At 73.8% G+C, this 25,492-nt stretch carries 18 protein-coding genes; 15 read left to right on the top strand and 3 right to left on the bottom strand.

Translation table 11 applies throughout. From position 1 onward, the window contains the following. Positions 1-32: 32 nt before the first annotated feature. A complete protein-coding gene (locus AC0B9F_RS09945; RefSeq protein ID WP_472000580.1) occupies positions 33-1,196 on the top strand; it encodes an oxygenase MpaB family protein in 1,164 nt (387 codons plus the stop codon). 47 nt (positions 1,197-1,243) lie between these two features. On the opposite strand, the gene AC0B9F_RS09940 is transcribed toward AC0B9F_RS09945, so the two are convergent. Further along, a complete protein-coding gene (locus AC0B9F_RS09940) occupies positions 1,244-2,989 on the bottom strand; it encodes a hypothetical protein (protein ID WP_472000578.1) in 1,746 nt (581 codons plus the stop codon). 198 nt (positions 2,990-3,187) lie between these two features. On the opposite strand from AC0B9F_RS09940, the gene AC0B9F_RS09935 reads away from it, so the two are divergent. The 4 genes from AC0B9F_RS09935 (at position 3,188) to AC0B9F_RS09920 (ending at position 6,245) form a co-directional block, all read left to right on the top strand. Further along, positions 3,188-3,604 carry a cell division protein SepF gene (locus AC0B9F_RS09935; protein WP_472000576.1) on the top strand — a complete coding sequence of 139 codons (417 nt, stop codon included), beginning with the start codon at positions 3,188-3,190 and terminating at the stop codon, positions 3,602-3,604. Positions 3,605-3,967: 363 nt separating this feature from the next. Further along, positions 3,968-5,158, top strand: coding sequence for an AAA family ATPase (locus AC0B9F_RS09930; RefSeq protein WP_472000573.1), 1,191 nt, complete (start codon positions 3,968-3,970; stop codon positions 5,156-5,158). After that, positions 5,155-5,601, top strand: coding sequence for a nucleotide pyrophosphohydrolase (locus AC0B9F_RS09925; RefSeq protein ID WP_472000570.1), 447 nt, complete (start codon positions 5,155-5,157; stop codon positions 5,599-5,601). Before AC0B9F_RS09930 ends, AC0B9F_RS09925 begins: the two co-directional genes overlap by 4 nt. Positions 5,602-5,783: 182 nt before the next feature. Next, a complete protein-coding gene (locus AC0B9F_RS09920; protein WP_472000566.1) occupies positions 5,784-6,245 on the top strand; it encodes a DUF6099 family protein in 462 nt (153 codons plus the stop codon). A gap of 202 nt (positions 6,246-6,447) precedes the next feature. Here AC0B9F_RS09920 and AC0B9F_RS09915 read toward each other — a convergent pair whose 3' ends face one another. Beyond that, positions 6,448-6,618: a hypothetical protein gene (locus AC0B9F_RS09915; protein ID WP_472000563.1), complete on the bottom strand. Its 171-nt coding sequence runs from the start codon at positions 6,616-6,618 to the stop codon at positions 6,448-6,450. Between the two features lie 241 nt (positions 6,619-6,859). Between AC0B9F_RS09915 and AC0B9F_RS09910 the strand changes: the two genes are divergently transcribed. From AC0B9F_RS09910 to fxsT, 8 genes are all read left to right on the top strand, one after another. Beyond that, the gene (locus AC0B9F_RS09910) at positions 6,860-7,783 is read left to right on the top strand and encodes an LLM class F420-dependent oxidoreductase (protein ID WP_472000561.1); all 924 of its coding nucleotides are present in this window, start codon (positions 6,860-6,862) and stop codon (positions 7,781-7,783) included. A 182-nt stretch (positions 7,784-7,965) separates the two neighbouring features. Continuing rightward, entirely contained in the window at positions 7,966-8,547 is a 582-nt protein-coding gene (locus tag AC0B9F_RS09905; protein WP_472000560.1) for a TetR/AcrR family transcriptional regulator, read from the top strand. After that, positions 8,544-9,734 (top strand): SGNH/GDSL hydrolase family protein, encoded by a 1,191-nt coding sequence (locus AC0B9F_RS09900; RefSeq protein WP_472000557.1) that lies wholly within the window; start codon positions 8,544-8,546, stop codon positions 9,732-9,734. Before AC0B9F_RS09905 ends, AC0B9F_RS09900 begins: the two co-directional genes overlap by 4 nt. Positions 9,735-9,754: 20 nt before the next feature. Next, the gene (locus AC0B9F_RS09895) at positions 9,755-11,281 is read left to right on the top strand and encodes a 3' terminal RNA ribose 2'-O-methyltransferase Hen1 (protein ID WP_472000554.1); all 1,527 of its coding nucleotides are present in this window, start codon (positions 9,755-9,757) and stop codon (positions 11,279-11,281) included. Continuing rightward, positions 11,278-13,824 (top strand): polynucleotide kinase-phosphatase, encoded by a 2,547-nt coding sequence (locus AC0B9F_RS09890; RefSeq protein ID WP_472000551.1) that lies wholly within the window; start codon positions 11,278-11,280, stop codon positions 13,822-13,824. The genes AC0B9F_RS09895 and AC0B9F_RS09890 overlap by 4 nt, the downstream gene beginning before the upstream one ends. Positions 13,825-14,060: 236 nt before the next feature. After that, positions 14,061-15,554, top strand: coding sequence for a VMAP-C domain-containing protein (locus AC0B9F_RS09885; RefSeq protein ID WP_472000549.1), 1,494 nt, complete (start codon positions 14,061-14,063; stop codon positions 15,552-15,554). Beyond that, positions 15,551-16,642, top strand: a complete 1,092-nt coding sequence (locus AC0B9F_RS09880) for an AAA family ATPase (protein WP_472000546.1) — start codon at positions 15,551-15,553, stop codon at positions 16,640-16,642. Before AC0B9F_RS09885 ends, AC0B9F_RS09880 begins: the two co-directional genes overlap by 4 nt. 1 nt (position 16,643) lies before the next feature. Further along, complete coding sequence (gene fxsT, locus AC0B9F_RS09875; protein ID WP_472000544.1) at positions 16,644-21,116, top strand: FxSxx-COOH system tetratricopeptide repeat protein; 4,473 nt, start codon at positions 16,644-16,646, stop codon at positions 21,114-21,116. Positions 21,117-21,656: 540 nt separating this feature from the next. Here the strand turns inward: fxsT and AC0B9F_RS09870 are convergent. Next, positions 21,657-22,961 (bottom strand): cation:proton antiporter, encoded by a 1,305-nt coding sequence (locus AC0B9F_RS09870; RefSeq protein WP_472000540.1) that lies wholly within the window; start codon positions 22,959-22,961, stop codon positions 21,657-21,659. Between the two features lie 224 nt (positions 22,962-23,185). On the opposite strand from AC0B9F_RS09870, the gene AC0B9F_RS09865 reads away from it, so the two are divergent. Both AC0B9F_RS09865 and AC0B9F_RS09860 read left to right on the top strand, forming a co-directional pair. After that, entirely contained in the window at positions 23,186-24,343 is a 1,158-nt protein-coding gene (locus AC0B9F_RS09865; protein WP_472000538.1) for an RBBP9/YdeN family alpha/beta hydrolase, read from the top strand. Further along, positions 24,340-25,476, top strand: coding sequence for an effector-associated domain 2-containing protein (locus AC0B9F_RS09860; protein ID WP_472000536.1), 1,137 nt, complete (start codon positions 24,340-24,342; stop codon positions 25,474-25,476). Before AC0B9F_RS09865 ends, AC0B9F_RS09860 begins: the two co-directional genes overlap by 4 nt. Positions 25,477-25,492 lie beyond the last annotated feature (16 nt).

The raw sequence follows: 25,492 nt of genomic DNA, 5'->3' as shown, positions 1-25,492 counted from the left end.
GCGTGCGCCGCCCGCCGAGAAGGGCTGCTGACATGACCTGCACGGAAGCCTCGATGAGCGCCCTGCGCCGATCCGGCGACGAACTCGCCGACGCCGTCGTGGCCACCCTGTTCGAACGCGGGGAGGTGGGCACGTTCAACACCCTGATGCGCTACGTCTCCACCGCCGGCGCGCCCCTGCCCGACGGGCTTCCCGACGTCGCGCGCGAGTACCTCCAGGCCACCAGCGTCCCGCCCGCCTGGGTGGACTGGGGGGAGATGGAGAAGGCGCGGCTGTTCTTCATCGACAACAACGTCCACATCTCCACGGCGCTGTCCTTCGCCTCCATGCCCGCCTGCTACGTCGTCCCCCACGTCGCGAAGCTGCTCTCCACGACCCATGGCCTCAGCTACCCGTCCAAAAGGATGGCGGAGACCGGCCAGTTCACCGTCTACCTGATGCAGCCCGACGCCTTCGAGGTGGGCAGCCGCTTCATCCCCGCCGCACAGAAGGTGCGCCTGCTGCACGCGTCGATCCGCCACCATCTCCAGCGCGAGGGCCGGTGGGACGCCGAGACGCTCGGGACGCCGATCTGCCAGGAGGACATGATCGGCGGCCAGTTGTTCTTCTCCCTCCTCGTCCTGGACAGCCTGCACCGTCTGAACATCCACATGTCCACCGAGGGCGCCGAGGCCTACTTCTACGCCTGGCGCGTGGTCGGAGCGATGCTCGGCGTCGACCAGGACGCCGTACCCAAGTCCCTGGAGGAAGCCCGGGAGTTCCTCGACCTGTACATGATCCGCCACATGGGCCCGTCCGACGAGGGCGCCCATCTGACCAGGCAGCTGATCGACCTCTACGAGGACGTCGTCCCCGGCACCTTCTTCGACCCCATCGTCTCCGCCCTCATCCGCTACCTGATCGGCGACACCTGCGCGGACTGGCTCCAGGTGCCCCGCACCGCCTGGGACAACGTCGCCAAGGCCGTCCCGACCCTGCTCGGGGTGCTGGAGAGCATCGAGGACCGCTCCCCGTTCGGCGCGTGGGCCCTGGACCGCCTCGGCCACCTCACCACCGTCTTCGAGCTGTCCTCCCTCACCCGCGGACGCGTCATGCACTACGCCATCCCCGAGCAGCTCAAGAAGGACTTCGGCGTCACCGGGACAGTCCCGCGCACCCAGCGCTGGACCCCGCCCGCACCGACCGTGCCCAAGTGACCTGCCCCCAGTCCTGACCCGGTCCGCTCAGGCCGCCGTCCGGCCCGTCATCTGCGGGGCGTCAGCAGCAGATGCCGTACGTCGACGCTCGACAGGGTCTGCGGGTCGCCGGTGAACGCCCGCAGCCGGACCCGGACCTTCGCGTTGTTGCGGGACACGGGGAACGTGCCCTTGGGCGGTCGCAGCGCGTAGACGGCCGTGCCGTGCGCGGGCATGGTGGCCGGGCCGCGCACCACCGACCAGTAGCGGCCCATGCCCTCACCCGTGGTCAGCATGAAGTGGGGCGTGAGCGGGCGGTCGCCGGTGTTGGTCACGCGGACCGTCAGCAGCGACACCTTGCTCGGCGTCGCGTGCCGCACCTCGGTGACCCGCATCCGCAGCGGTGGCGTCCCGGTCGCCGCGACCAGGGCGCTCACCAGCGCCGGGGCCAGCAGCAGCGCGCCCGCCGCGGCCAGCGCCGGGCGGCGCCGCGCACCGGCCGGCAGCCACCGTGGCCGCGGCTGCCAGGCGCCCGCGAACTCGGCCGCGGGCGAGGTGACCACGGCGGCCAGCCACAGCGGCGTCATCAGCAGGTAGTAGCCGTCCTGGGAGCGCGTCGCGAGATAGAACGCGCACCACGGCAGCACGGCCGCCGCGGGTCCGAGGCGGCGCACGAACAGCAGGAACACCGCCAGCAGTCCGGCCAGCAGCAGCATGCTCGCGTGCCCGTACCAGTCCAGCCGGTCACTGCCGTCCGTCAGCAGCAGCGATACGATGTTCAGGCCCTGGCCGTGCAGCACCGCGCCCTGCGTGATCAGCAGCAGGATCCCCTCGAACCAGGTGCGCGGCTCGTGCACGACGAAGTACGTGTTGATCAGCAGCCACGTGGCGAAGACGATCCCGAGCATCCGCAGCAGGAGCCGCCCGGCCTCCCGTGCGCCCAGTTCGCCCCGGCGCACCGCGTAGAGCCCGGCCAGCAGGAACGGCGTGACGAACCACGGCAGTTGCTGCGCCGCGCAGGCCGCGCCCAGACACGCGGCCCGGGCGATCCCGGCGGCGCCGAGCCGCCCGCCGCGCCCGATCCGGGGCCAGCGCACGACCACCGGCACCAGCAGCGCGAGGCCCAGGACCGCGGGGTAGCCGAGGCGGGCGTAGGAAGGCAGGAAGCCGAAGCCGAGGCACACCATCGTCGCCGCCGAACGCCACGGCACCGGCAGCATCCGCCACAGCATGACCGCGGCCGCCAGCAGCGCGCCCGTGGTGACCACCGTCGCCGGGGTGCCGGCGTGGCCCAGCCACAGGAACGGCGCGGTGAGCATGGGGGTCAGCGGGGGATAGCCGTACGTGTAGTCGTAGCCGCCGTCGACGGTGGGGGTGAGGGCGATGCCGGGGCCGAACAGCCAGGGCCAGGGCTGTCCGTAGACGGGGTGCCCGGCGACCAGTTCGCGGGCGGCCTGGGTGGTCAGCACGGCCTCGTCGGCGCCGTTGTGGTTCATCACCCAGGTGCACAGCGTGAGCGTGATCGCGGTCAGCAGGACGGCCAGGTCCAGGCGGGCCAGGGTGCGGTGGCGCCGGGTCACCACGGTGAGCACCCCGCACGCCAGGATCGACGCGTAGCACGCCGTGATCACCAGGGCCACCGGGAGCCGGTGCGTCGCCGCCTGCGTCCACACCGTGCGGGTACCGATGAAGAGGCTGATGACGGCGAGCAGCGTGAGGACACGGTGCCACTGCGCCGGGAGTGGTTCCTGAAGGCGGGCGGCCGGCGCCGGCCGCGGCCGGCGAGCGGGAGCCACGGGCTGGGTGTCTGCCATGTGCACGGCATGGGACGTTAAGAGCACCGGATGAACGGGACACGGCCGGAGGTGAAGATTCCGGTGTGCCCCAGATGAGCGGTGGCACTCCGGGAGGAAATCGGCATACAGGACGGTGTGGCCGGCTCGTCCGGTCGCGCACCGTGTCGCTGTTGGGCCGAACAGGTGACGTGGCGTAAGAATTGCCTGGTGCAGGAGATGAGTGCGAGTCGGAACGGGGGAACGGTGAACCGCTACGACGTCACCGATGAACAGTGGGAAGGGCTCGCCCAGGTCGTACCCCTGCGCGGCCGCGACTCGTGGCCGTCAGCGGTCGACCACCGCTCTCTGCCGGAGGCGGAGACGGAGATGCGGCGCCGCTTCGTGGTGCTGCGCGTCAACGTCTTCGCGGACGCCCGCGAGGTGGCCGAGACCCTGATGGCCGGCATCCCGGTCCTCCTCGACCTGACCGGCGCCGAGACCGAGGTCGCCAAGCGTGTCCTCGACTTCTCCACCGGCGTGGTCTTCGGCCTCGCCAGCGGCATGCACCGCGTCGACCGCAACGTCTTCCTCCTCACCCCGCACGGCACGGAGGTCAGCGGGCTGATGGAGAACACGGGGCTGTCGGGGAGTTGACGGGCGCGGCACGGCGCGTGGGCGCGGCGCGGGGCCGGGCGCCTCGCGGGGCCTGGGCTCGGCACCTCTGACGCGTTGCGCGGCGGGGCGCACGACCTCCAGGGCGAGGCGTTGCGCCGACGGGGGCGTTGCCCTTGCGGGCGTTGCCCTGGCAGGGCATGCGCTTGCGGGGCGCGTCGAGGAGAGGCGGGCGCGGCCCCACGCGGTGGTGGTGACCTGGTCGCCAGGCCGGTCCGTGGGCGCGGTGAGACGAGGGGCGCGGCCTTCGGACCCGGTCGCGTCCACCCCCGCCGTCCCCCGATAGGAGGAAGCTGACCTCGGCGGAACGGTTCCCTGGACGTGGGCGGCCCTACCGTCCGCCGTATGGGCGTTACTTCCGTTTCGTCGTTGTCCGGCTCCGGGGAGCCGTCCGCGGTGCAGCCGGTGGAGCCGGTGCGGCCTGTGCGGCCGCGAGTCACCGAGGTGCGGCTGTCCGCCTTCGCCGTGCACCGGCGGACCGTGCTGCCCCTGGGCGGCGCGTTCACGCTGCTCGCCGGGGCCAGCGGAAGCGGCAAGTCCAGCGCGCTGCGCGCCTACGCGGCGCTCGGACGGCTCGCCGGAGGCGCCGAACTCGGCGAGGCGTTCCCGGACCCGGTGGCGTGCGTGCCGGACCGGGCCCGCCCCGACGCCCAGCGGCGGCGCGGCTTCCGCATCGGCTGCACGGCCGACGGTCCGGTCGGCCCCGTACGGCTCGACCTCGCCGTTCAGGTCGAGCCCGAACTGCGCGTCGTGGGGGAGCGGCTCACCGCGGGCGGGACCGTCCTGCTGGAGACCGCGCTCGTCGACCCCGGGCGGCGTGCCGTGCAGGCCGCCTGGCACACCGCCGGCTCCGCTCCGGTGACGCGCGCGCCGCTGCCCGACGACCGGCTCGGGACCGCACTGCTGCCGTTGCGCGTCGCCGGCAAGACGGACGGGCAGCGCCAGGTGCTGGCCGCCGCCGAGCAACTGGTCGTCGCGCTGCGCTCGGTGTACGCCTGCGACCCGCACCCCTCGCGCATGCGGGCGCCCGTCCCGAGCGGCTCCGGCCGGCTGCTCGCCGGCTGCGACAACCTCGCCGACGTCCTGTGGCGCACCCGCGCCGAGTGCGGCCGCCGGCACGCACAGCTCGTCGCCACCCTGCGCGCCGGCTCCGCCGTCCCCGTCACCGACGTCGTGGCCGAACTCCACAGCGACGGGATGGTGCGGGCCTGGCTGGAACGGGACGGCGGCTCCCGTACGGCACTGGACCGGCTCGGCGACGGCGAGCTGCGCTGCCTCGCGCTGGCGCTGGTGCTGCTCACCGGGCCCGGCATCCTGGAGGTCGACCCGGCCGGCGAGGTGCCTTCCGCGCTGCAGGCGCTGACCGTGCTCGCCGACGGCTTCGACCGCTGCCTGGACCCACGGCAGCGCGCCGAACTCGCCCGGCTGGCGGTGCGGATGGGGGAGCGCGGCCATATGCGCTGCGTCGGCACGGTGAGCGACGCCTCCTGGGCGGCGGGGATCGACGGCGTCACGGTGGTACACCTGGACCCGTGAAAGAGCACCCCGATCTGGCGCAGTTGCAGCGCAGGCTGGCCGAGTTCGCGGCCGCACGCGACTGGCAGCCGTACCACACGCCCAAGAACCTGGCCTCCGCGCTCAGCGTGGAGGCCGCCGAACTGGTCGAGATCTTCCAGTGGTTGACGCCCGAGGAGTCGGTGGAGGTGATGGACGACCCGGACACCGCCCACCGGGTCCGCGACGAAGTGGCCGACGTCCTCGCGTATCTGCTGCAACTGTGCGAGGTGCTCGGCGTGGACCCGCTGACGGCTCTGGCGGAGAAGATCGAGCGGAACGAGCAGCGGTTCCCGGCGCCGGCGGACGGTGGGGGAGACGGTCGTGGGAGCGGGAGCGGGAGCGGGAGCGGGAGCGGGAGCGGGAGCGGGAGCGGTGGCGGGGGCGGCGCCGGCGCGGACGGCAACGACGGTGACAGCGGCTGACGTTGGAGTCGCCGCCTCCGTTTTCACTCTACGTAGTCGTTCAGCTGCCCGAAACCGATTTGTTGTCCATAGATTTCCGCCTTCCTCTGGCTTTTCGCCCCACATGCCTTCACGCTGGGTAGCGGACACGGGAGTTCGGGCAGACGTGCGAGACGCACGTCGGATCGTCACCGGGGGCGCGTATGGACGCGGTGAGGCTCATCCTGACGAGCAGACGGGCGCTGGCCGCGAGCGGTGATCCGGCGCGGACCCTGCGGGAGGTCTGGCAGGCGCAGGCCCTCGCCCAGGCGATCGGCAGCCGCCTCGCGGTCTCGGGCCCGCCCGAACTGCGCGGCGAGGCGCTGGGGCTGACGGAACTCGCGGGACGCGGCTGCGGGGTCCTGGACCCGCCCGATCTCGACCCGGGTGAATTACGGGCCGCACAGCTCACCGCCCTGGACGACGCCCGGCAGACGCTGCTCGCGCTGGACGCCCTGCTCGCCGACATCGGCATGGCCCTCCTCGGCCTCGCCAGCGGGGCGGACGCCGAGGGCACGTACTGGCAGTGCATGGAGGCGATCGACGCGGCCGACGAGTCCCGCGACCGCGTCCACTGGATGCTCCGCAAACTGGCGGCCCGCGAGGAGGCGTTACCGGAACGCTGAGGTGCCGGGTGCCGGGTGCTGGGTGCCGGGGTTGGGTGCTGGGCGCCGGGTGCTGGGTCCGGGTCCGGGTGCTGCGTGTCGCGTGCCGTGTCCCGGGTGCCGCGTGCGGTGTGTCGCGTGCTGCCCTCGGACCGACGGACGGGCGACGCGGCCCCGGGTTCAGCGGCGCCCCACCCCACGGCTCAGCGGCCCCGCGCACCGCTCAGCCCGCCTCCGGTTCCTCGCCGGAGCCGCCGTGCCGCGCGGTGCTGCCCGCCGACTGGAGGTCCGCGTCCAGCGCCGACAGGTCCGCGTTCAGCGCCGCCATCAGTTCCTCCATCTGCTGCAGCAGCCCCTTCGGCTGGGCGGCGCCCGGCACGGACTCCTCGGACATGACGGCCTCCTCGGCCCGCGGCCCCTCACCAGGGCCGGCACGGTGGCGCGACGGCGGTCACCGCCGGCGCGGGCGCCGGGCGGTCCGGCTCCGCCCGAGCCAACGATCACCACCGGAGGCGGTCACTGGCCCGCTGGTCACCCGTCCGCGGGGTTGACGTTTTTCACCCGACCGGGGAGAGCGGCCCGGGCCACGGGGACCGGTGACGTCGCCGGCGGCCGCGGTGTGGAGGATGGAGGACATGGATCTTCGCATCTTCACCGAGCCCCAGCAGGGCGCGAGCTACGACACCCTCCTCACCGTGGCGAAGGCCACCGAGGACCTGGGCTTCGAGGCCTTCTTCCGCTCCGACCACTACCTGAGGATGGGGGACGCCGACGGCCTCCCCGGCCCCACGGACGCCTGGATCACCCTCGCGGGACTCGCCCGCGAGACCCGCCGTATCCGGCTCGGCACGCTGATGACCGCGGCCACGTTCCGGCTGCCCGGCGTGCTCGCCATCCAGGTCGCCCAGGTCGACCAGATGTCCGGCGGCCGCGTCGAACTCGGCCTCGGCGCGGGCTGGTTCGAGGAGGAGCACAAGGCGTACGGCATCCCCTTCCCGAAGGAGAAGTTCGGCCGCCTGGAGGAGCAGCTGGAGATCGTCACCGGCCTGTGGGGGACCCCGGAGGGCCAGACCTTCGACTTCCACGGCGCCCACTACGACCTCACGGCCTCGCCCGCGCTGCCCAAGCCCGCCCAGCCGAAGCTCCCGGTGCTCATCGGCGGCCACGGCGCCACCCGCACGCCCCGCCTCGCCGCCCGTTACGCGGACGAGTTCAACATCCCCTTCGCCTCGATCGAGGACGCCGAGCGGCAGTTCGGCCGGGTGCGCGCCGCCGCCGAGGCGATCGGCCGCAAGGCCGACGACCTGGTGTACTCCAACGCCCTCGTCGTCTGTGTCGGCCGCGACGACGCCGAGGTCGCCCGCCGTGCCGCCGCCATCGGCCGCGAGGTCGACGAGCTGAAGGCGAACGGTCTGGCCGGCTCCCCGGCCGAGGTCGTCGACAAGATCGGCCGGTACGCCGGGATCGGCTCCAGCCGCGTCTACCTCCAGGTGCTCGACCTGGACGACCTGGACCACCTGGAGCTGATCTCGGCCCAGGTGCAGTCGCAGCTGTCGTAGCCCGGGACACCGCGCCCGCGACCGCCCCGGGGCTCGTGCCCGCGTACGGCGAGCAGACGAGCCCCCGGGGCGGGTCCGCAGCCGGCAGGACCCCGCGAACCACCTGACCCTAAACGTCATCCCCACTTGCCTAAAAGCTTTAGGCAGATGCATACTCGTTGATGGCAGATGAGAGGACGGTCATGGCGCGCGCAGGACTGACACCCGACCGCCTGATCCGGGCGGGCGCGGAACTCGCCGACGAGGTCGGCTTCGACCAGGTGACCGTCTCGGCGCTCGCCCGGCGTTTCGACGTCAAGGTCGCGAGCCTGTACTCGCACCTGAAGAACTCCCAGGACCTCAGGACCGGCATCGCCCTGCTCGCGCTGGACGAACTCGCCGACCGGGCCGCCGACGCGCTCGCCGGCCGGGCCGGCAAGGACGCGCTGACCGCCCTCGCGAACACCTACCGCGACTACGCCCGACAACACCCCGGCCGCTACGCCGCGACCCGGTTCCCCCTCGACCCCGACACCGCCGCCGCGAGCGCGGGCGTACGGCACGCGCGGATGACCCGGGCGCTGCTGCGCGGCTACGACCTGACCGAACCCGACCAGACCCACGCGGTCCGGCTGCTGGGCAGCGTCTTCCACGGTTACGTCAGCCTCGAGCTGGGCGGTGGCTTTGCTCACAGTGCCCCCGACAGCCAGGAGAGCTGGGAACGCGTCCTGGACGCCCTGGACGCCCTGCTGCGGAACTGGCCCGCACCCGGAGGACACCCATGACCGCCGACTGGATCACCACCCCCCTCACCGCCGCCCACGTGCGCGGCGCCCTGGAGCTGGAGCGCACCGCGCACGGGCTGCTGCCGCACCGGCTGCCCGCCCGTGCCCGCGCCCAGAACAACGACCCGCAGCTCGCCCTGGCCGAGACGCAGCCCTCCGGCGTCCGCCTGGCGCTGCGCACCCGCGCCACCGCCGTCGAGCTGGACGTGCTGGCCACCAAGCGCGTCTACCGCGGCGCCCCGCCCCGCCCGCACGGCGTGTACGAGCTGCTCGTCGACGGCCGGCCGGCCGGCCGGGCCACCGCCGCCGACGGCAACACCGTCACCATCGACCTGACCACCGGCGCCACCGACACCCGCCCCGGCCCGGTGTGCACCCTGAGCTTCACCGGTCTGCCCGACCGGGACAAGGACGTCGAGATCTGGCTGCCGCACAACGAGCACGCCGAGCTGGTCGCCCTGCGCACCGACGCCCCCGTCGAGGCCGCCCCCGACCGGGGCCGTCCCGTCTGGCTGCACCACGGCAGCTCCATCAGCCACGGCTCCGACGCGGACGGACCCACCACCACCTGGCCGGCGCTCGCCGCCCGGCTGGCCGGTGTGGAGCTGATCAACCTCGGCTTCGGCGGCAGCGCGCTGCTCGACCCGTTCACCGCCCGCGCGATCCGGGACACCCCCGCCGACCTGATCACCCTCAAGATCGGCATCAACGTGGTCAACCTCGACCTGATGCGCAAGCGCGCCTTCGGGCCGGCCGTCCACGGCTTCCTCGACACCGTTCGCGAGGGCCACCCGACGACACCGCTCACGGTCGTCTCCCCGCTGTACTGCCCGATGCACGAGGACACGCCCGGCCCCGGCGCCTTCGACTTCGCGGCGCTCGCCGAGGGGCGGCTGAACTTCCGCGCCGCCGGTGACCCGGCGGAGGTCCCCGCCGGGAAGCTGACGCTCACCGTGATCCGCGAGGAGCTGTCCCGGATCGTCACCGAGCGCTCCGCCGACGACCCCCACCTGCGCTACCTCGACGGCCGCGAGCTGTACGGCGAGGACGACCACGACGAGCTGCCGCTGCCCGACGGACTCCACCCCGACGGCGCCACCCACCGCCGTATCGGCACCCGCTTCGCGGACGTCCTGCACAAGACGCTCCCGGAGGTCGTGGCGAAAACCGGTGGCCCGGCCGCCTGACGGCCGGGACACTCGCTCACATGTTCCTGACCATCAGCACCACCGGCACGGCGGAACGCCCGGCGACCGACCTCGGTTTCCTGCTGCACAAGCATCCGGACAAGGCGCAGGCGTTCTCCACCTCCTACGGCACCGCGCACGTCCTCTACCCCGAGGCGGACGCCGAGCGCTGCACTGCGGCGCTGCTGCTGGAGGTCGATCCGGTGGCGCTGGTGCGGCGCGGCAAGGGCAAGGGCCGCGGCGGCGCCCCCGACGCGGCCCTCGCGCAGTACGTCAACGACCGCCCCTACGCGGCGTCCTCGCTCCTGGCCGTCGCCCTGAGCAGCGTGTTCTCCAGCGCGATGCGCGGGGTGTGCGCCGCCCGGCCGGACCTGCCGGACCTGGCGCGCGAGCTGCGCATCGAGGTGCCCGCACTGCCCGCCCGGGGCGGCCCCGGCCTGGTACGCGCTCTTTTCGAGCCCCTCGGCTGGACGGTGAGCGCCGAACCGGTCGCCCTGGACAGCGAGTTCCCGCAGTGGGGCGACTCGCGGTACGTGCGTCTCGTCCTGGAGTCGGACGCGCTGACCCTCTCCGAGGCGCTGCGGCACCTGTACGTCCTGCTGCCCGTGCTGGACGACGCCAAGCACTACTGGGTCGCCGCCGACGAGGTCGACAAGCTGCTGCGAGCCGGTCAGGGCTGGCTGCCCGGCCACCCGGAGCAGAAGCTCATCACCAGCCGCTTCCTGTCCCGTCGCTGGGCGCTCACCCGGCAGGCGATGGAGCGCCTGGAACTGGTGCGGCTCGCCGAGACCGACGACACGCACGTCGAGGAGATCGACAACGCCGTCGCCGCGGAGACCGAGGAGGAGGAGAAGCCGACCCCGCTCGCCGTGCAGCGCCGCGACGCCATCACGGCCGTCCTGCACGAGAGGGGAGCCGCCCGCGTGCTCGACCTCGGGTGCGGGCAGGGCCAGTTGGTGCAGGCGCTGCTGAAGGACGCGCGGTTCACCGAGATCGTCGGCGTCGACGTGTCGGTGCGGGCGCTCACCATCGCCTCCCGGCGGCTGAAGCTGGACCGGATGGGCGAGCGGCAGGCGGCGCGGGTCAAGCTGCTCCAGGGCTCCCTCGCCTACACCGACACCCGGCTCAAGGGCTACGACGCGGCCGTGCTCAGCGAGGTGATCGAGCACCTCGACCTGCCCCGGCTGCCCGCGCTGGAGTACGCCGTGTTCGGTTCGGCCCGCCCCCGCACGGTCGTCGTGACCACCCCGAACGTCGAGTACAACGTGCGCTGGGAGTCCCTCCCGGCCGGACACGTCCGGCACGGCGACCACCGCTTCGAGTGGACACGGGGGGAGTTCCGAGCCTGGGCGGCCACGGTGGCCGAACGGCACGGCTACGACGTGGAGTTCCGCCCGGTGGGCCCGGACGACCCCGAGGTCGGGCCGCCCACCCAGATGGCCGTGTTCCTGAAGAAGACCGAGAAGACCGAGAAGTTCGACCAGACCGAGAAGTTCGGCCAGAGCGAGAAGGTCGACACGAGCGAGAAGGAGGCGAAGGCGGCATGACCGGGACCACCATCACCGAGGGCCGTGCGCTGCCCGTCACCGACCTCTCCCTCGTCGTCCTCGTCGGCGCCTCCGGCTCGGGCAAGTCCACGTTCGCCCGACGCCACTTCAAGCCCACCGAGGTCATCTCCTCCGACTTCTGCCGCGGCCTGGTCTCCGACGACGAGAACGACCAGAGCGCCACCCGCGACGCCTTCGACGTCCTGCACTACATCGCCGGCAAGCGGCTCGCCGCCGGACGCCGCACCGTCGTCGACGCCACCAGCGTCCAGCAGGACGCCCGGCGGCAGCTGATCGACCTGGCCAGGCAGCACGACGTGCTGCCCATCGCCATCGTCCTCGACGTGCCCGAGGAGGTGTGCGCCGAGCGCAACGCGGCCCGCACCGACCGGGCCGACATGCCACGCCGGGTCATCCAGCGGCACATCCGCGAACTGCGGCGCTCCCTGCGCCACCTGGAACGCGAGGGCTTCCGCAAGGTGCACGTCCTGCGCGGCGTGGACCAGATCGAGCAGGCCACGGTCGTCACCGAGAAGCGCTTCAACGACCTGACCCACCTCACCGGCCCGTTCGACATCGTCGGCGACATCCACGGCTGCTCGTCCGAACTGGAGGCCCTGCTCGGCAAACTGGGATACGTCGACGGCGTCCACCCCGAGGGCCGTACCGCCGTGTTCGTCGGCGACCTCGTCGACCGCGGCCCGGACAGCCCGGGCGTGCTGCGCCGCGTGATGTCCATGGTCACGTCGGGCAACGCACTGTGCGTGCCGGGCAACCACGAGAACAAGTTCGGCCGCCACCTCAAGGGCCGCGCGGTCCAGCACACCCACGGCCTCGCCGAGACGATCGCCCAGATGGAGGGCGAGAGCGAGGAGTTCCAGCGCGAGGTACGGCAGTTCATCGAGGGCCTGGTCAGCCACTACGTCCTCGACGGCGGCCGGCTCGTGGTCTGTCACGCCGGTCTGCCGGAGAAGTACCACGGCCGCACCTCCGGCCGGGTCCGCTCGCACGCCCTGTACGGCGAGACCACCGGCGAGACCGACGAGTTCGGGCTGCCGGTGCGCTACCCGTGGGCCGAGGACTACCGCGGCCGGGCCGCCGTGGTCTACGGCCACACGCCCGTCCCGGAGGCCACCTGGCTCAACAACACGATCTGCCTGGACACCGGCGCCGTCTTCGGCGGCAAGCTCACCGCGCTGCGCTGGCCGGAGCGGGAGCTGGTCGACGTACCGGCGGAGCGGGTCTGGTACGAGCCGGTCAAGCCGCTGCGCGCCGAGGCGCCCGGCGGGCACGACGGCCGGCCGCTGGACCTGGCCGATGTGCACGGCCGCCGCGCGGTGGAGACCCGGCACGCCGGGCGGGTCGCGGTGCGCGAGGAGAACGCGGCCGCCGCGCTGGAGGTGATGAGCCGCTTCGCGACCGACCCGCGGCTGCTGCCGTATCTGCCGCCGACCATGGCGCCGACCGCGACCAGCAAGGTGGAGGGCTACCTGGAGCACCCGGTGGAGGCGTTCGCGAGTTACGCGGCGGACGGCGTCGAGCGGGTCGTGTGCGAGGAGAAGCACATGGGCTCGCGGGCGGTGGCCCTGGTGTGCCGGGACGCGGAGGCGGCGCGCAAGCGGTTCGGCGTGGACGGCCCCACCGGGTCCCTGTACACCCGTACCGGCCGGCCCTTCTTCAGCGACGCGTCGGTCACCGAGCAGATCCTCGGCCGGCTGCGCACGGCGATCGGCGAGGCCGGTCTGTGGACGGAACTCGACACGGACTGGCTGCTGCTCGACGCCGAGCTGATGCCGTGGTCGCTGAAGGCGTCCGGGCTGCTGCGCTCGCAGTACGCGGCCGTCGGTGCGGCATCGAGCGCGGTGTTCCCGGGCGCGCTGGCCGCGCTGGAGGGCGCCGCGAGCCGGGGCGTCGAGGTCACCGGCCTGCTGGCCCGGCAGCGTGAACGCGCCGCCGACGCCGCCGCGTTCACCGAGGCGTACCGTCGCTACTGCTGGACCACCGACGGCCTGGACGGGGTGCGCCTGGCGCCGTTCCAGCTCCTCGCCGTCCAGGGCCGCAGCCTCGCGGCCCTGCCGCACGACGAGCAGCTCGCCCTGCTCGACCGGCTGGTGGAGCACGACAACACCGGTCTGCTGCAGACCACCCGGCGGCTGTACGTCGACACCGGCGACCCGGAGTCGGTGCGGGCGGGCGTCGACTGGTGGCTGGAGATGACCGGCCGCGGCGGCGAGGGCATGGTCGTCAAGCCGCTGGGCGCGCTGGTGCGCGGCCCGGAGGGACGGCTGGTCCAGCCCGGCATCAAGTGCCGGGGCCGCGAGTATCTGCGGATCATCTACGGTCCGGAATACACGCGTCCGGACCAGCTGGCCCGGCTGCGGCAGCGGTTCCTGAACCACAAGCGGTCGCTGGCGCTGCGCGAGTACGCCCTCGGGCTGGAGGCCCTGGACCGGCTCGCGGAGGGCGAGCCGCTGTGGCGGGTGCACGAGGCGGTGTTCGGCGTACTGGCGCTGGAGTCGGAGCCCGTGGACCCCCGACTCTGAGCGGTGCATGACGACGGTTCCCGGCCGTCGGAGCGATCAGTACCGGCCAGGTCGTCCCCGGTGGGGCGGTCCTGGCCGGACTTCGTGGCGCAGGTCCCGTTCGTCCCTGGTGAACCGCTGGTTGCCGTGCTAACTTCGCTGGTCGGTCAGGCAGGTGAACCGGCTCAGGGGGAAAGTCGGTGAAGACAGGCGCGGGGTCGGTCGGGCCCGAGGACACATCCGGGCACGCGCAGGGCGTGGACCTGCTGTTACATCTCACCGACGCGCTGTGCGAGCTGAGCTGCATGGAGGACGCCCAGGGGCGCGTCCAGTTCGCGGCCGTCCTCGGCGACCATCTGCTCCGCCAGATCGACATCCGCGGCGTCAAACAGCGCGAGGACGTCGTGACCCTGGTACGGGCCGCGCTGAACGTCGCGGGCGGCGAACGCGTCCTGGTGGGCATGGTGCGCGTCTTCGAGGGAGGCCCGGCCGGCGACCGGCTCGACCGGCTGCTGGAACCCGCCGCACCCCCGGCCGGCGACGACCTGCTGCCCGGCCCGCTCACCCGCGTCGACGAGAACAGCGCCCGCGCCGTCCTCGCCAAGGGCGAGCTGCCCGCCGCCCCCCTGCGCGACGACCTCGTCCAGGAACTCAACGGACTCGTCCTCCCGCTCGGCCTCACCCCCGACCAGCTCTTCGGCTACGTCCTGGAGTGCAACGCCCAGCCCGACGGCCTCCCGCCCGCCGTCCTCCTCCTCGACCGCGCAGCGGCCCTCGCCGCCACGCCCGCCCACCGCACCGCCCTGTCCGGCTGGGCCGACGACTGGGCCCGCCGCGCCGGTCTCACCGCACAGCTCGAACAGCGCCGCCTGGTCCGCCCCGCGGCGGCCGGCGACCCCGACATCCCGCGCTGTCTGATCGTCGCCGTGGAACCCGCCCGGGACGGCACCGGCGAGGTGCTGGTGCGCCCCTGGCTCAACACCGTCCCCGGCCACTGGGACCCGCAGCCCCGCGAACCCGTCACCACCACCCTCGACGGCCTCGGCCCCGCCGTCGAGGCGGCCCTGCGCCAAGGCGCCCGCCTGTGGACCGTCCCGCCCGAGCCGCACCCGGGCGGACGCCGGCCCCCACCGCCGTACATCGAGTTCGTCCTTCCGTACGACCTCCTCAACCATGACGTGGCCGCGCTGCCGTACCGGATCGGTGACGGGCGGCCCCTCGCGCTCGGCAGCCGGTACGGGATCCATCTGCGCTCACTGGAGCGGATGCGTTCGCGCGACGGCGCGGTGCGCGAGCAGTGGCGGCAGCGGTGGGACACCCTGCGGCAGGACGGCGTCGAGGTGCACCACTGGAGCGAACCGGACGCCGAGCGGCTCGACGCGTGGCAGGCCGAACTCGCCTGGGAGACCTCCCGCACGGCGGTCGTGCTGGACGCCCCGGACACCGAGCCCGCGCTGGAGGCGCTCAAGGCCGCCATCGCGGAGGGGATAGGGCTCGCGATCTGGGACCGCAGGGGAGTGTTCCCCGAGGAGCGGCGGGAAGTGGTGACCGCCGTGTTCGCCGCCGTGCCCACCCCCGCGCAGATCCCCGCCGTCGTCCACCGGCTGCGCCAGAGCGCGGCCCGCCACACCCAGGGGCCCCGCCGCCTTCTCGGCCGGCACATCGGCTTCTTCTGGGACGATCCGACCCGGCTCGTCGACATCCAGACCCCCGACCCCGGCGATCTCGCCAGCGAGGAGGCACCGGCATGAGCGCGCAGGAGCACACGGCATCCACCGGCCCGCGGGAAGCGCCACCGGTGGCGGACGAGCCACAGGCGGGCTGGCGCGTCTTCGACGCCACCGGCCGGCCCCCCACCACCCCGCCCCGCCTGCCCGAACCCCCGCCCTGGCGCCGGTTCCGCGGCGGCCCCTCGCAGCCTGCGCCACCCGACGACCCCGAGGCCGCGCTGCGCCGCCTGGGCCCCGGCGACCCCGCCCCGCAGCTCGACGCCGACGAGATCGACGTCGTCAACGCCGCGCTGGTGCTGCGCAGACCCCTGCTGATCACCGGGCCGCCCGGCGTCGGCAAGTCCACCCTCGCCTATCTGATCGCCCGTGAACTGGGCCTCGGCCGGGTGCTGGAGTGGAGCATCGTCAGCCGCACCAGCCTCAAGGACGGCCTGTACGTCCATGACGCCATGGGCCGCGCCCAGGCGATCGCCGCCTGGCAGGCCGCCCTGCCCGGCGCCGATTCCCCGCCAGAACCAAGAGAGAGTCAACTCCCGCCGCAACTGGGTGACTTCGTCACCCTGGGGCCCCTGGGCACCGCCCTGCTGCCCTACGATCGTCCCCGGGTGCTGCTTGTCGACGAACTCGACAAGAGCGACATCGACCTGCCCAACGACCTGCTGCACGTCCTGGAGAACGGAAGTTATGACGTCCCGGAGCTGGTGCGAGACGCCGCCTCCACGGCACGCGTCCACACCAGCGACCCCGGGGGCCGCGCCGAGGTGCGGCACGGGCGCGTGGAGTGCCGGGAGTTCCCGGTCGTGGTGATCACCAGCAACGGGGAACGTGAGTTTCCGGCCGCTTTCCGGCGCCGGTGCCTGCCCCTGGAGATGCGTCCGCCCGGCCGTGAGCGGCTGCTGGCGATGATCGAGGGTCACCTCGGCACCCGGCCGCAGGGCGCCGAGGAACTGGTGGAGGAGTTCGTCCAGCGCGTCCAGGCGGGCGGCACCCACAGCCTGGATCAGCTACTCAACGCTGTCCAGATGACTACGGCGGGTGGTTTCCAGACGGATGGTGACGGGCGTAAGCTCGTGGAAACGCTGCTCCGCGACCTCGCGAAGGGCCGCTGAATTGACCGGTAGGGAGCGCGCATCCGGACTGGGCGACGGCGGACCCGTCACGGGGTCTTCGTCGTCTCCTTCGGCGTTCCCCGAACCGGAGCCCTCCCTGCCGCACTGGCAGGAGATCGCCGACGCGGTGTGGCTCGCCGCGCACTGGACCCGGCACGACCCGCACCGGGCAGCCGGTCCGGCTCCCGGCCCGCAGGCGGGCGCCGGCGAGCGCCCGGACCGCACCCCCGCGCCCGAGCAGACCCCGGCCGAACGCCCCCCGGTCACCCCGCCCGCCGAGGACCCCGCCCGCGACGCGGCCGCCGCGCTGCCGCCCGATCCGCCCCCTTTCACGCCGCCCGGGGACGTGCCCGTGGCCGGCTTCACGGCCGGCGAAGCGGACCGTGCCGCCCGGCTGTTACCCGATCCCACCGGCACCCGCACGCTGCACCTCGGGCGCCCGCTGCTGCCCGCCGACGAACCGCCCCAGCCCGGACCCGGCCGGGCCACCGCCCTGCTCGCCCGCGCCCTGCACCGCCTCGCCCGCCGCATCCCCTCCCGCGACACCCTCGAACTCGACGAGGAGACCACCGCCGAACAGGGAGTCGTGGACGGCATGTGGCTGCCCTTCCTGCGCCCCGCCCGCACCAGCGCCTTCGACCTGATGCTGCTCGTCGACGCCGGGCCCACCATGCGGATCTGGGAGGACGCCGTCGGCCGGCTCGCCGCGGCCGCGGAACACAGCGGCGCCTTCCGCGGGGTGCGCACCGTCCGCGTCACCGTGCCGCGCACCGGGACCGCCACCCTGCGCTGGCCCACCGGGCGGGAGGCCGCCGACCCGGCCGAACTCCTCGACGGCCGCGGCGGCCGCGTCTTCCTCCTCGTCACCGACGGACTCGCCCACGGCTGGGCCGCGCCCGCCGCCGACACCCTGCTCGGCCGCCTCGCGCACGCGGGCCCCACCGCCGTCGTCCACCTGCTGCCGCCCCACCTGCGCCACCGCACCTCGCTCAACCCCTACGACGCCACCCTGGAGGCCGGCGGCTTCGGCGCCGCCAACGCCGCGCTGCGGCACTGGGCGCCGCCCGGCGGCCCCGATCCGCTGCGGCCGCTGCCCGCCGCCGGCGACGGCGCCGTCCCCGTGCCCCTGCTCTCGCTGCGGCCCGGCTCGATCGCCGCCTGGGCCGACCTCGTCACGGGCGAACGCGGAGTGCGCCGCGCGCTGCCCGTCGTGCTGGCCGGCACCCTCACCAAGGGCGCGCCGGCCCCCGGACTGCGCGCCCCGCGCTTCCCGCGCGCCGCGGCCGACGCCGTACGCCGCTTCCTCACCCTCGCCACCCCCGCCGCCCGCGCCCTGGCCGCGCAACTCGCCGCTGTCCCCTTCGACTTCGACCTCGTGGAGCAGTTGCGCCGGCGGACCATGCCGGAGACCCGCCCCGACCACCTCGCCGAGATCCTCATGGGCGGACTGATCGACTGGGACAGCGGCGAGGACCACCCCGAGTTCGCCGACGGGGTGCGCGAGGCGCTGCTCGCCACCACCACCCGCTCCCAACTCGCCCGCACCGTCAGCGTGGTGGGCGACCTGCCCGCCGCCGGCGAGCGGGGCGTGGCGCTGCGCGCCGCCCTGCGCGATCCCGGCGGCGCCACCCTGCCCGACCCCGCCGCCCGCGGCTGGGCCCGCAGCGAACTGGCCGTCATGCGGGCGCTGTCCGGACCGTACGGCGAGCGCGCCCGGCGTATCGAGCCGCGGCTGTCCCGGCCCGCCCACGGTGTCCATACGGCTGAACGGGTGGGCAGCGGTTTGTCGAATGCTTCACCCGCAGCGGTGAACCAGGGGGACGCGGTGCTCGCTTCCCCGGGTTCCGAAGGCAGTGATCCAGCGTCGACCGAACCCGAGACCGCTGGAGACCACGTGAGCCTGGTGACCGACGCTACCCAACCACAAGCCCCGGAGGCTGAACCGCTCATGCAGAGCACCACGACCGCGACGCCGGCCCTCCTGGTGAACGTACCGCTCAGGAACACCTCGTTCGTCGGCCGCCAGGCGCTGCTCAGGGCCGTGGAGGAGCAGCTCAGCGCCCAGGACACGACGGCCGTGCTGCCCAACGCGCTGCACGGCCTGGGCGGTGTCGGCAAGAGCCAGCTGGCGCTCGAGTACATCTACACCCACCAGCACGACTACAAGGTGATCTGCTGGATCCCGGCGGAACGCGAGAGCCTCATCCTGGCCGCGCTCGCCAACCTGGCCTCCCAGCTGGGCGTGGCGCCCATCGGCCAGGACAGCGCCGCCGCCCCGGCGGCCAACACCGCCGTGCCCGCCGTACTGGAGGCGCTGCGCACCGGCGCGCCGTACGAGAACTGGCTGCTCGTCTTCGACAACGCCGAGGACATCGACAAGGTGCGCAGCTACTTCCCGGCCAACGGGCCGGGCAAGGTCATCGTCACCTCCCGCAACCGCGGCTGGGAGCGGGTGGCGACCTCCCTGCCGGTGAACGTCTTCGAACGCGCCGAGTCCGTCGAGCTGCTGCAGAGGCGCTCGCCCGACCTGAGCACCGAGGACGCCGACCGCCTCGCCGAGGCCCTCGGCGACCTGCCGCTGGCCGTCGAGCAGGCGGGCGCCTGGCGGGCGGTGACCGGCATGCAGGTCGACGAGTACCTCGACCTCCTCGCGCAGCGCAGCCCGGAGATCCTCGAACTCGACCCGTCGCCCGACTACCCGGTGTCCGTCGCCGCGGCCTGGAACATCTCGCTGGACCGGATCAGGGAGAAGAACCCCGGCGCCCGGCAGCTGCTCGACATCTGCGCCAGCATGGCCCCCGAGCCGATCCCGCGGTCCATGCTGCGCGGCAGCCGCGGGGTGAGCATCACCCCCGAGGTCGACCCGATGCTGCGCGAGCCGATCAAGCTGAACCGCGCGATCCGCGACCTGAACCAGTTCTCGCTGATCAAGGTGGATCCCCGCTCCGACACCCTGCAGATGCACCGGCTGCTGCAGACCGTGCTCCTCGCCAAGCTCGGCGCCGACGAGCGCGAGCGGATGCAGGACGCGGCCCACCAGCTGCTCTCGGCCGCCAAGCCCGGCGCGCCCGGCTCCTCCCTGGAATGGCGCGCGTACCAGGCGCTGCTCCCGCACGTCCTCGCCTCCCAGGCGGTGACCAGCACCGACGGCTATGTGCGCGACCTGGTCGCCGACACCGTGTGGTTCCTCTACTACTGGGGCGACCACGAAGGCGCCGCGAGCCTCGCCCGGCAGACCTGGAACGCCTGGATCGCCGCCTCCGGCGAGGAGGACATCCAGGTCATCCGCATGGCGAAGTGCTTCGCGTTCCTGCTGCGCCAGGTCGGCGAGGTCGGCGAGTCCATTCCGCTCACCGAGCGGGCGCTGGACATCTCCCGGCGCATCGAAGCCGAGCCGGAGGTCCTGATCGACTCCCTGTGCGAGATGGCCGACGCCCACGGCTACCAGGGCCGCTTCCAGGACGCCCAGGAGATGGCCAAGGAAGCGCTCGAACTGGCCCGGTCCCTGTTCGGCGCCGACGACCCCATCACGCTGCGCGCCACCCACGCCTACGGCGTCGACCTGCGGCTGTGCGGCCGCTTCTCGGAGGCGCTGCCGCTGGACCAGGAGAACGCACGCCAGCGGGACCTGCTGCTCGGCCCGGCGAGCTTCTTCACCCTCAACACCCTCAACGGGCTGTCCATCGACATGCGCGAGAGCGGCGACTACCCCGGCGCCCGTGACTTCCAGGAGGACGTCTACCGCCGGGCGCGCGACACGATGGGTGAGGAGCACCCCCTCACGCTGCGCGTCGCGCGCAACCTGGCGGTGTGCCGGCGGCGCGACGGAGCGCACGCCGCGGCCGCCGAGCTGGCCCGGGACACGCTGCGCCGGTTCACCAACCGTTATGGCGCCGACCACTTCGATTCGCTGGCCACCGCGACCAACGTCGCCGTCGACCTGCGCCTGGCCGGGGACCTGGAGGCCTCGCGGAAGCTGGCCGAGACGACCATCCAGCGCTACGAGCAGCGGCTGGGCAAGAACCACGCCTACACCCTGCTGACCAAGGCCAACCTGGCCGCCACGCTGCGGGCGCTGGGCGCGCTCGACGAGGCGCAGGAGCTGGAGGACGAGGCGGCACGGCGACTCGCGGAGACGATCGGGGCGAGCCATGTCACGACCCTCACCGTCGTCCTGGGCCAGGCCAACACGGCGTACGCGCGACTGGACTTCGAACGGGCGCGCGAGATCGACGAGGCCAACCTGCCGTTGCTCACGGAGGCCGCGGGGGAGACGCACCCGCTGACCCTCTCCTGCACCGCCAACCTGGCCCTGGACCTGCGGGGCCTGGGCCGCGGCAGCGAGGCGGACGAGCTGGAGCGCAAGGCGGTGGACGGCTTCGCCACCGGCGTCGTCCGCCCCGACCACCCCTGGCTCCAGTCGGCCCGTAAGCGCCGCCGCATCGAGTGCGACATGGCCCCGATGCCGCTGTAGCCTGCCGGCGGCCTCAGGGGACGTACGGTGTTCGCGGCCCCCGGCCGGGGTTGGCCTGCGGACCGGGGTTGGCCCCCCGGCCCGGGTCGGCCTCCAACCGGGGTTGGCGTCCGGGCCGGCACTGGCGTCCGGGCCGGCACTGGCGTCCGGGCCGGCACTGGCGTCCGGGCCGGCACTGGCGTCCGGGCCGGCGCTGGCCTCCGGCCCGGGGTTGGCGTCCGGGCCGGCACTGGCCTCCGGCGGGGGGCGACCCGGGTGCAGGGCTGGCCCCGGAGCGGAAGGGGCGCGGTCGGGGGCGCTGCCTTACCCGGGGGCCGTGCGCGGCCTGCCAGGCCGCTCTCGGCTTGCGCCGCTCTCGGCTTGCGCCGTTCCCGGCTTGCGCCGCTCTCGGCTTGCGCCGTTCCCGGCTTGCGCCGTTCCCGGCTTGCGCCGTTCCCGGCTTGCGCCGTTCCCGGCTTGCGCCGTTCCCGGCTAGCGCCGGTCCCGGGGGCCGCAGGGTGCTGGGGCCGCCGGTTGTCTCCGGGCGGGCCCGGCCTTGCTTCACACCCCCGGCAGCGGTGTTTCCGTCGGGTTCGGGTGGGTGGGGCCCGGGGTGTCGCCGCGTGTCGGGGTGCGGTGGGACAGGTGGGTGACCAGGCGCAGGAGGGGCTGGGTGAGGAGGGTCGTGGTCAGGGCCATGAAGACCAGGACCGTGTAGAGCTGTTCGCTCAGCAGGCGGGCCTGGTAACCCGCGTTGAGGGCGATCAGTTCCGTCAGGCCACGGGTGCTCATCAGGACGCCGACCGTGCGCGCGTCGTCCCGTTCCAGGCCGCTCAGCCGTGCCGCCGCCGTACTCGGGCCGACCTTGGTCACCACCGCCAGCACCGTCACCACCAGCAGCGCGGTCCAGCCCGTGGTGTTCATGGAGTTGAGCGCGACGGACTGCCCCGAGACGACGAAGAAGAACGGCAGCAGCAGGGAGCTGATGTCGTGCAGCGGCCGGACCAGGTCCGGATCGAGCGTGCCGTCCGCCTCCCGCGGCAGCACCGCACCCGCCAGCAGCGCGCCGAAGATCACGTGCAGCCCCAGGAAGTGCGTCACCCACGCCGATCCCAGCGCGAACCCCAGCAGCAGCGCCATCCGCAGCGACGGCTCCATCGTCGTGCGCCACAGCAGCCGGCGCAGCAGCGGCCGCGCCACGAGCGGCATCAGCGCGATGAAGCCCACCGCGAGCAGCGCCCGCCACTGCCAGGCGAGCGTCCCGTCGCCGGCGCCGCTGTTCAGCAGCGTCCCGGCCAGCACCGTCCACCCGAGCACGTCGAGCAGCCCGGCCGCGGACACCGCGACCACCCCGGGCACCGTGCGGGCCAGGCCGTTCTCCCGCACTATGGCCGTCAGCACCGGCACGGCCGTTATCGACAGGGCGATCCCGGCGAACACCACCACGGCGGGCGAGAGATCACGCGGCATGCCCAGGTCCCGCAACTGCTCCCGGAACAGCAGCGCGCAGCCCGCGCCCACCGCCATCGGCGCCACGAACGCCACCGCCGCCACGGCCACCGCCGACCGCGCCCGGTCACCGAGGATCCGCAGGTCCAGTTCGTAACCCACCGACACCAGGAAGACGACGAGGGAGATCTGCGCGAACCCGGTCAGCGCCGGGGAGATGCCCGCCGGGAACAGCGTGTCGTGCATCCCGGGCGCCACAGCGCCCAGCAGCGACGGACCGAGCGCGATGCCCGCGGTCAACTGGCCCACGATGTACGGCTGTCCGAGCCGGCGCGCCAGCCAGCCGGCGGCATGGGCGGCCACCAGGATCAGCGCCGAGGCACCCACGATGTGCAGGACGAGCGCGTCAGGGCTCATGGTGTCCCCCAGTGGTCCGGTGGGCGGGGCCGGCAACCCCGGCGCCGACGGGGATCGCACAGGTTATCGACCCCAACCTCCTTATGGTACTGGTAACTTGACGTCCCAGCGGCAGTCGTACAGGGCGCTGCACCAGTGTCACGGGGGGGGGGCACATGACGGCGGTCGTCTTCATCCATGGGACAGGCGTTCGCGAACCGGGCTTCTCTGCGACGGCGGGACGCGTGGCGGCCGGACTGACGGCACTGCGCGACGGACTACGCATCGTGCCGCACTACTGGGGCGGCACGCACGGCGCCACGCTCGCCGCGGGAGGAGCGAGTCTGCCCCCGTCCGCCGGTACGACCCGCGGCCTCGCCGAGACGCCCCCCGCCGGCCCGGCTCAAGGGACCGGCCAGGTCCCGGTCATCGGCCAGGTCCCGGTCTCCGCGGACGCCGGTGACGACACCGCCGCCTGGGCCGCCCTCTACTCCGACCCGTATGCCGAACTCGCCCTGGCCGCCCAGAAAGCGGCCCCCGCCGCCGAGCGTCCGCCCGGCTCGGTACCGCCCGCGCACACGCTCCAGGCGCAGCTCGCCGCGCTGGCCGCCCAGGGCGACACGCCCGCCGCCGAGCTGGGCCCCGGCCTGGCCCGCGCCGCCACCGACCTCGCCGCCCACCCCCTGCTCGCACCCGCCGCCGAGGCTCTGGACCCCGACGATCTCGCCGCCGTCGCCGCCCGCAGCCTGACCGCCCGCGTGATCGCCGACGCACTCGACGCCGACACCCCGCTCGTCCCGGTCGGCGACATCCGGGACGCCGTCACCGACCGGCTCGCCGAGGCACTCGGTGCACCGCCCCGGGGCACACAGCGCGGCGTGCGCTCCCTGCTGCTGCGTACCGCCGGGTCCGCCGCCTCGCGCGCCGTCGTGCGCCGCCGGCGCGCCCTCACCGAGGCCGCCCACCCCGCCGCCGGGGACGTGCTGCGCTACCTCACCCGCGGCGCCGCCGTCCGCGCCGGCCTGCGCTCGCTCGTCGAGGGCCTCGAAGAGCCCGTCGTCCTCGTCGGTCACAGCCTGGGCGGCATCATCGCCCTGGACACGCTGATCTCCGCCCCGCTGCCGCAGGTCCGGCTGCTGGTCACGGCCGGCTCCCAGGCGCCGTTCCTGTACGAGTCGGGCTCCCTGCCCACCCTGGAACACCCCGCCGCGCTGCCGCCGCACGTCCCCGCCTGGCTCAATCTCTACGACCCCCGCGACCTGCTCTCCTACGTGGGCGCCGGTCTCTTCCCGGGCCGGGTCACCGACGTCGCCGTCGACAGCCGCCAGCCGTTCCCGGCCGCGCACAGCGCCTACTGGACCAACCCGGCGGTGTACCGGCACATCGTGGACCGCCTGCCGTGACCGGTCCGCTGCCGCACGCCCCGGCCGTCGACCCGGCGCGCGTGCACGCCCTGATCGTCGGCATCGAGTCCTACGGCGCCGGCCCCGCCTGGGACCTGCCCGGACCGGCCCGCGACGCGGTGCGCTTCCACGCCCTGCTGCGCGCCGCCGGCGTACCGGAGGACCATCTGCGCCTGCACCTCGCGCCGTTGCCGCCCTACCGGCCACAGCTCCCGCACGCCCCCGCCGACCAGGCCACGCTGCGCCGCGCGCTCGTCCAGGAACTGCCGCGGGCGCAGGGCGAGGTGCTGTGGGTGTGGTGGGGCGGTCACGGCGCGCTGGACCGGTCCGGGCATCTGCGGCTGTTCTGCGCGGACGCCACCACCAGCGACAAGCTCGGCATCGACCTGGACTCCGCGCTGGAGCGGTACCGCAGCGACGCCGTGCCGTCCCTCACCGGGCAGTTGTGGGTCGTCGACGCCTGCGAGACCTTCGAGGAGGACCTCGCGTTGCGCGAGCCGCTGCCTGCGGACGCGCTGCCCGTGGGCCGGCGCACCCTGGTGCACCGCCAGACGGTGCTGCGGGCCGCGGGGCGGGGCCGGGCCGCCGCCAACGACCCGGTGCGCGGCACCGGGCTGTTCTCCGACGTCCTGCTCGGCCTGCTGGCCGAACACGCGGGGGCGCTGCCCGCCCTGCCCGATCCGGAGGAACTGTTTCCGGCCGTCCGGGCACGCATCGCGGCCCTCAGGGAAGCGGGCCGGACCCTGCAGTATCCGGAGATCCGGCTGCAGAGCCCCGAGCGCGGCGAAACCCTCACCCCGAGCACCGCTCCGCACGCGCCGCGACCCCCCTCCCCGCTGCAGCGGGCGGTGGACGCCCTGCTGGCGTATCCCCTGATGGCCGACCCGGCCGAACGGCAGACCGTGGTCGCCACACTCGGCCCAGGCGTCACAGGGACACTGTCCCGTCATCCCAAGGCCCGCACCGACGCGACCGGCATCCTCAACGGGCTCGCCCGCGGCCGGCCCCAGGCACTGTGGGAGCTTTACGACGCCGTCGTGTCCGTCGACGACGACCCCGGGCGGGGACGCGAACTCGAGGCGGCGCTGCACGAGTTCGCCGCATGGGCGGGGCACCCGCGCGATCAGAGATGATCGAGTGGCGTGATCG

The sequence above is a fragment of the Streptomyces sp. NPDC097129 genome (assembly GCF_055668065.1).
The sequence above is the reverse complement of the archived record's forward strand: the minus strand, read 5'-3'. Positions and strand labels throughout refer to the sequence as shown.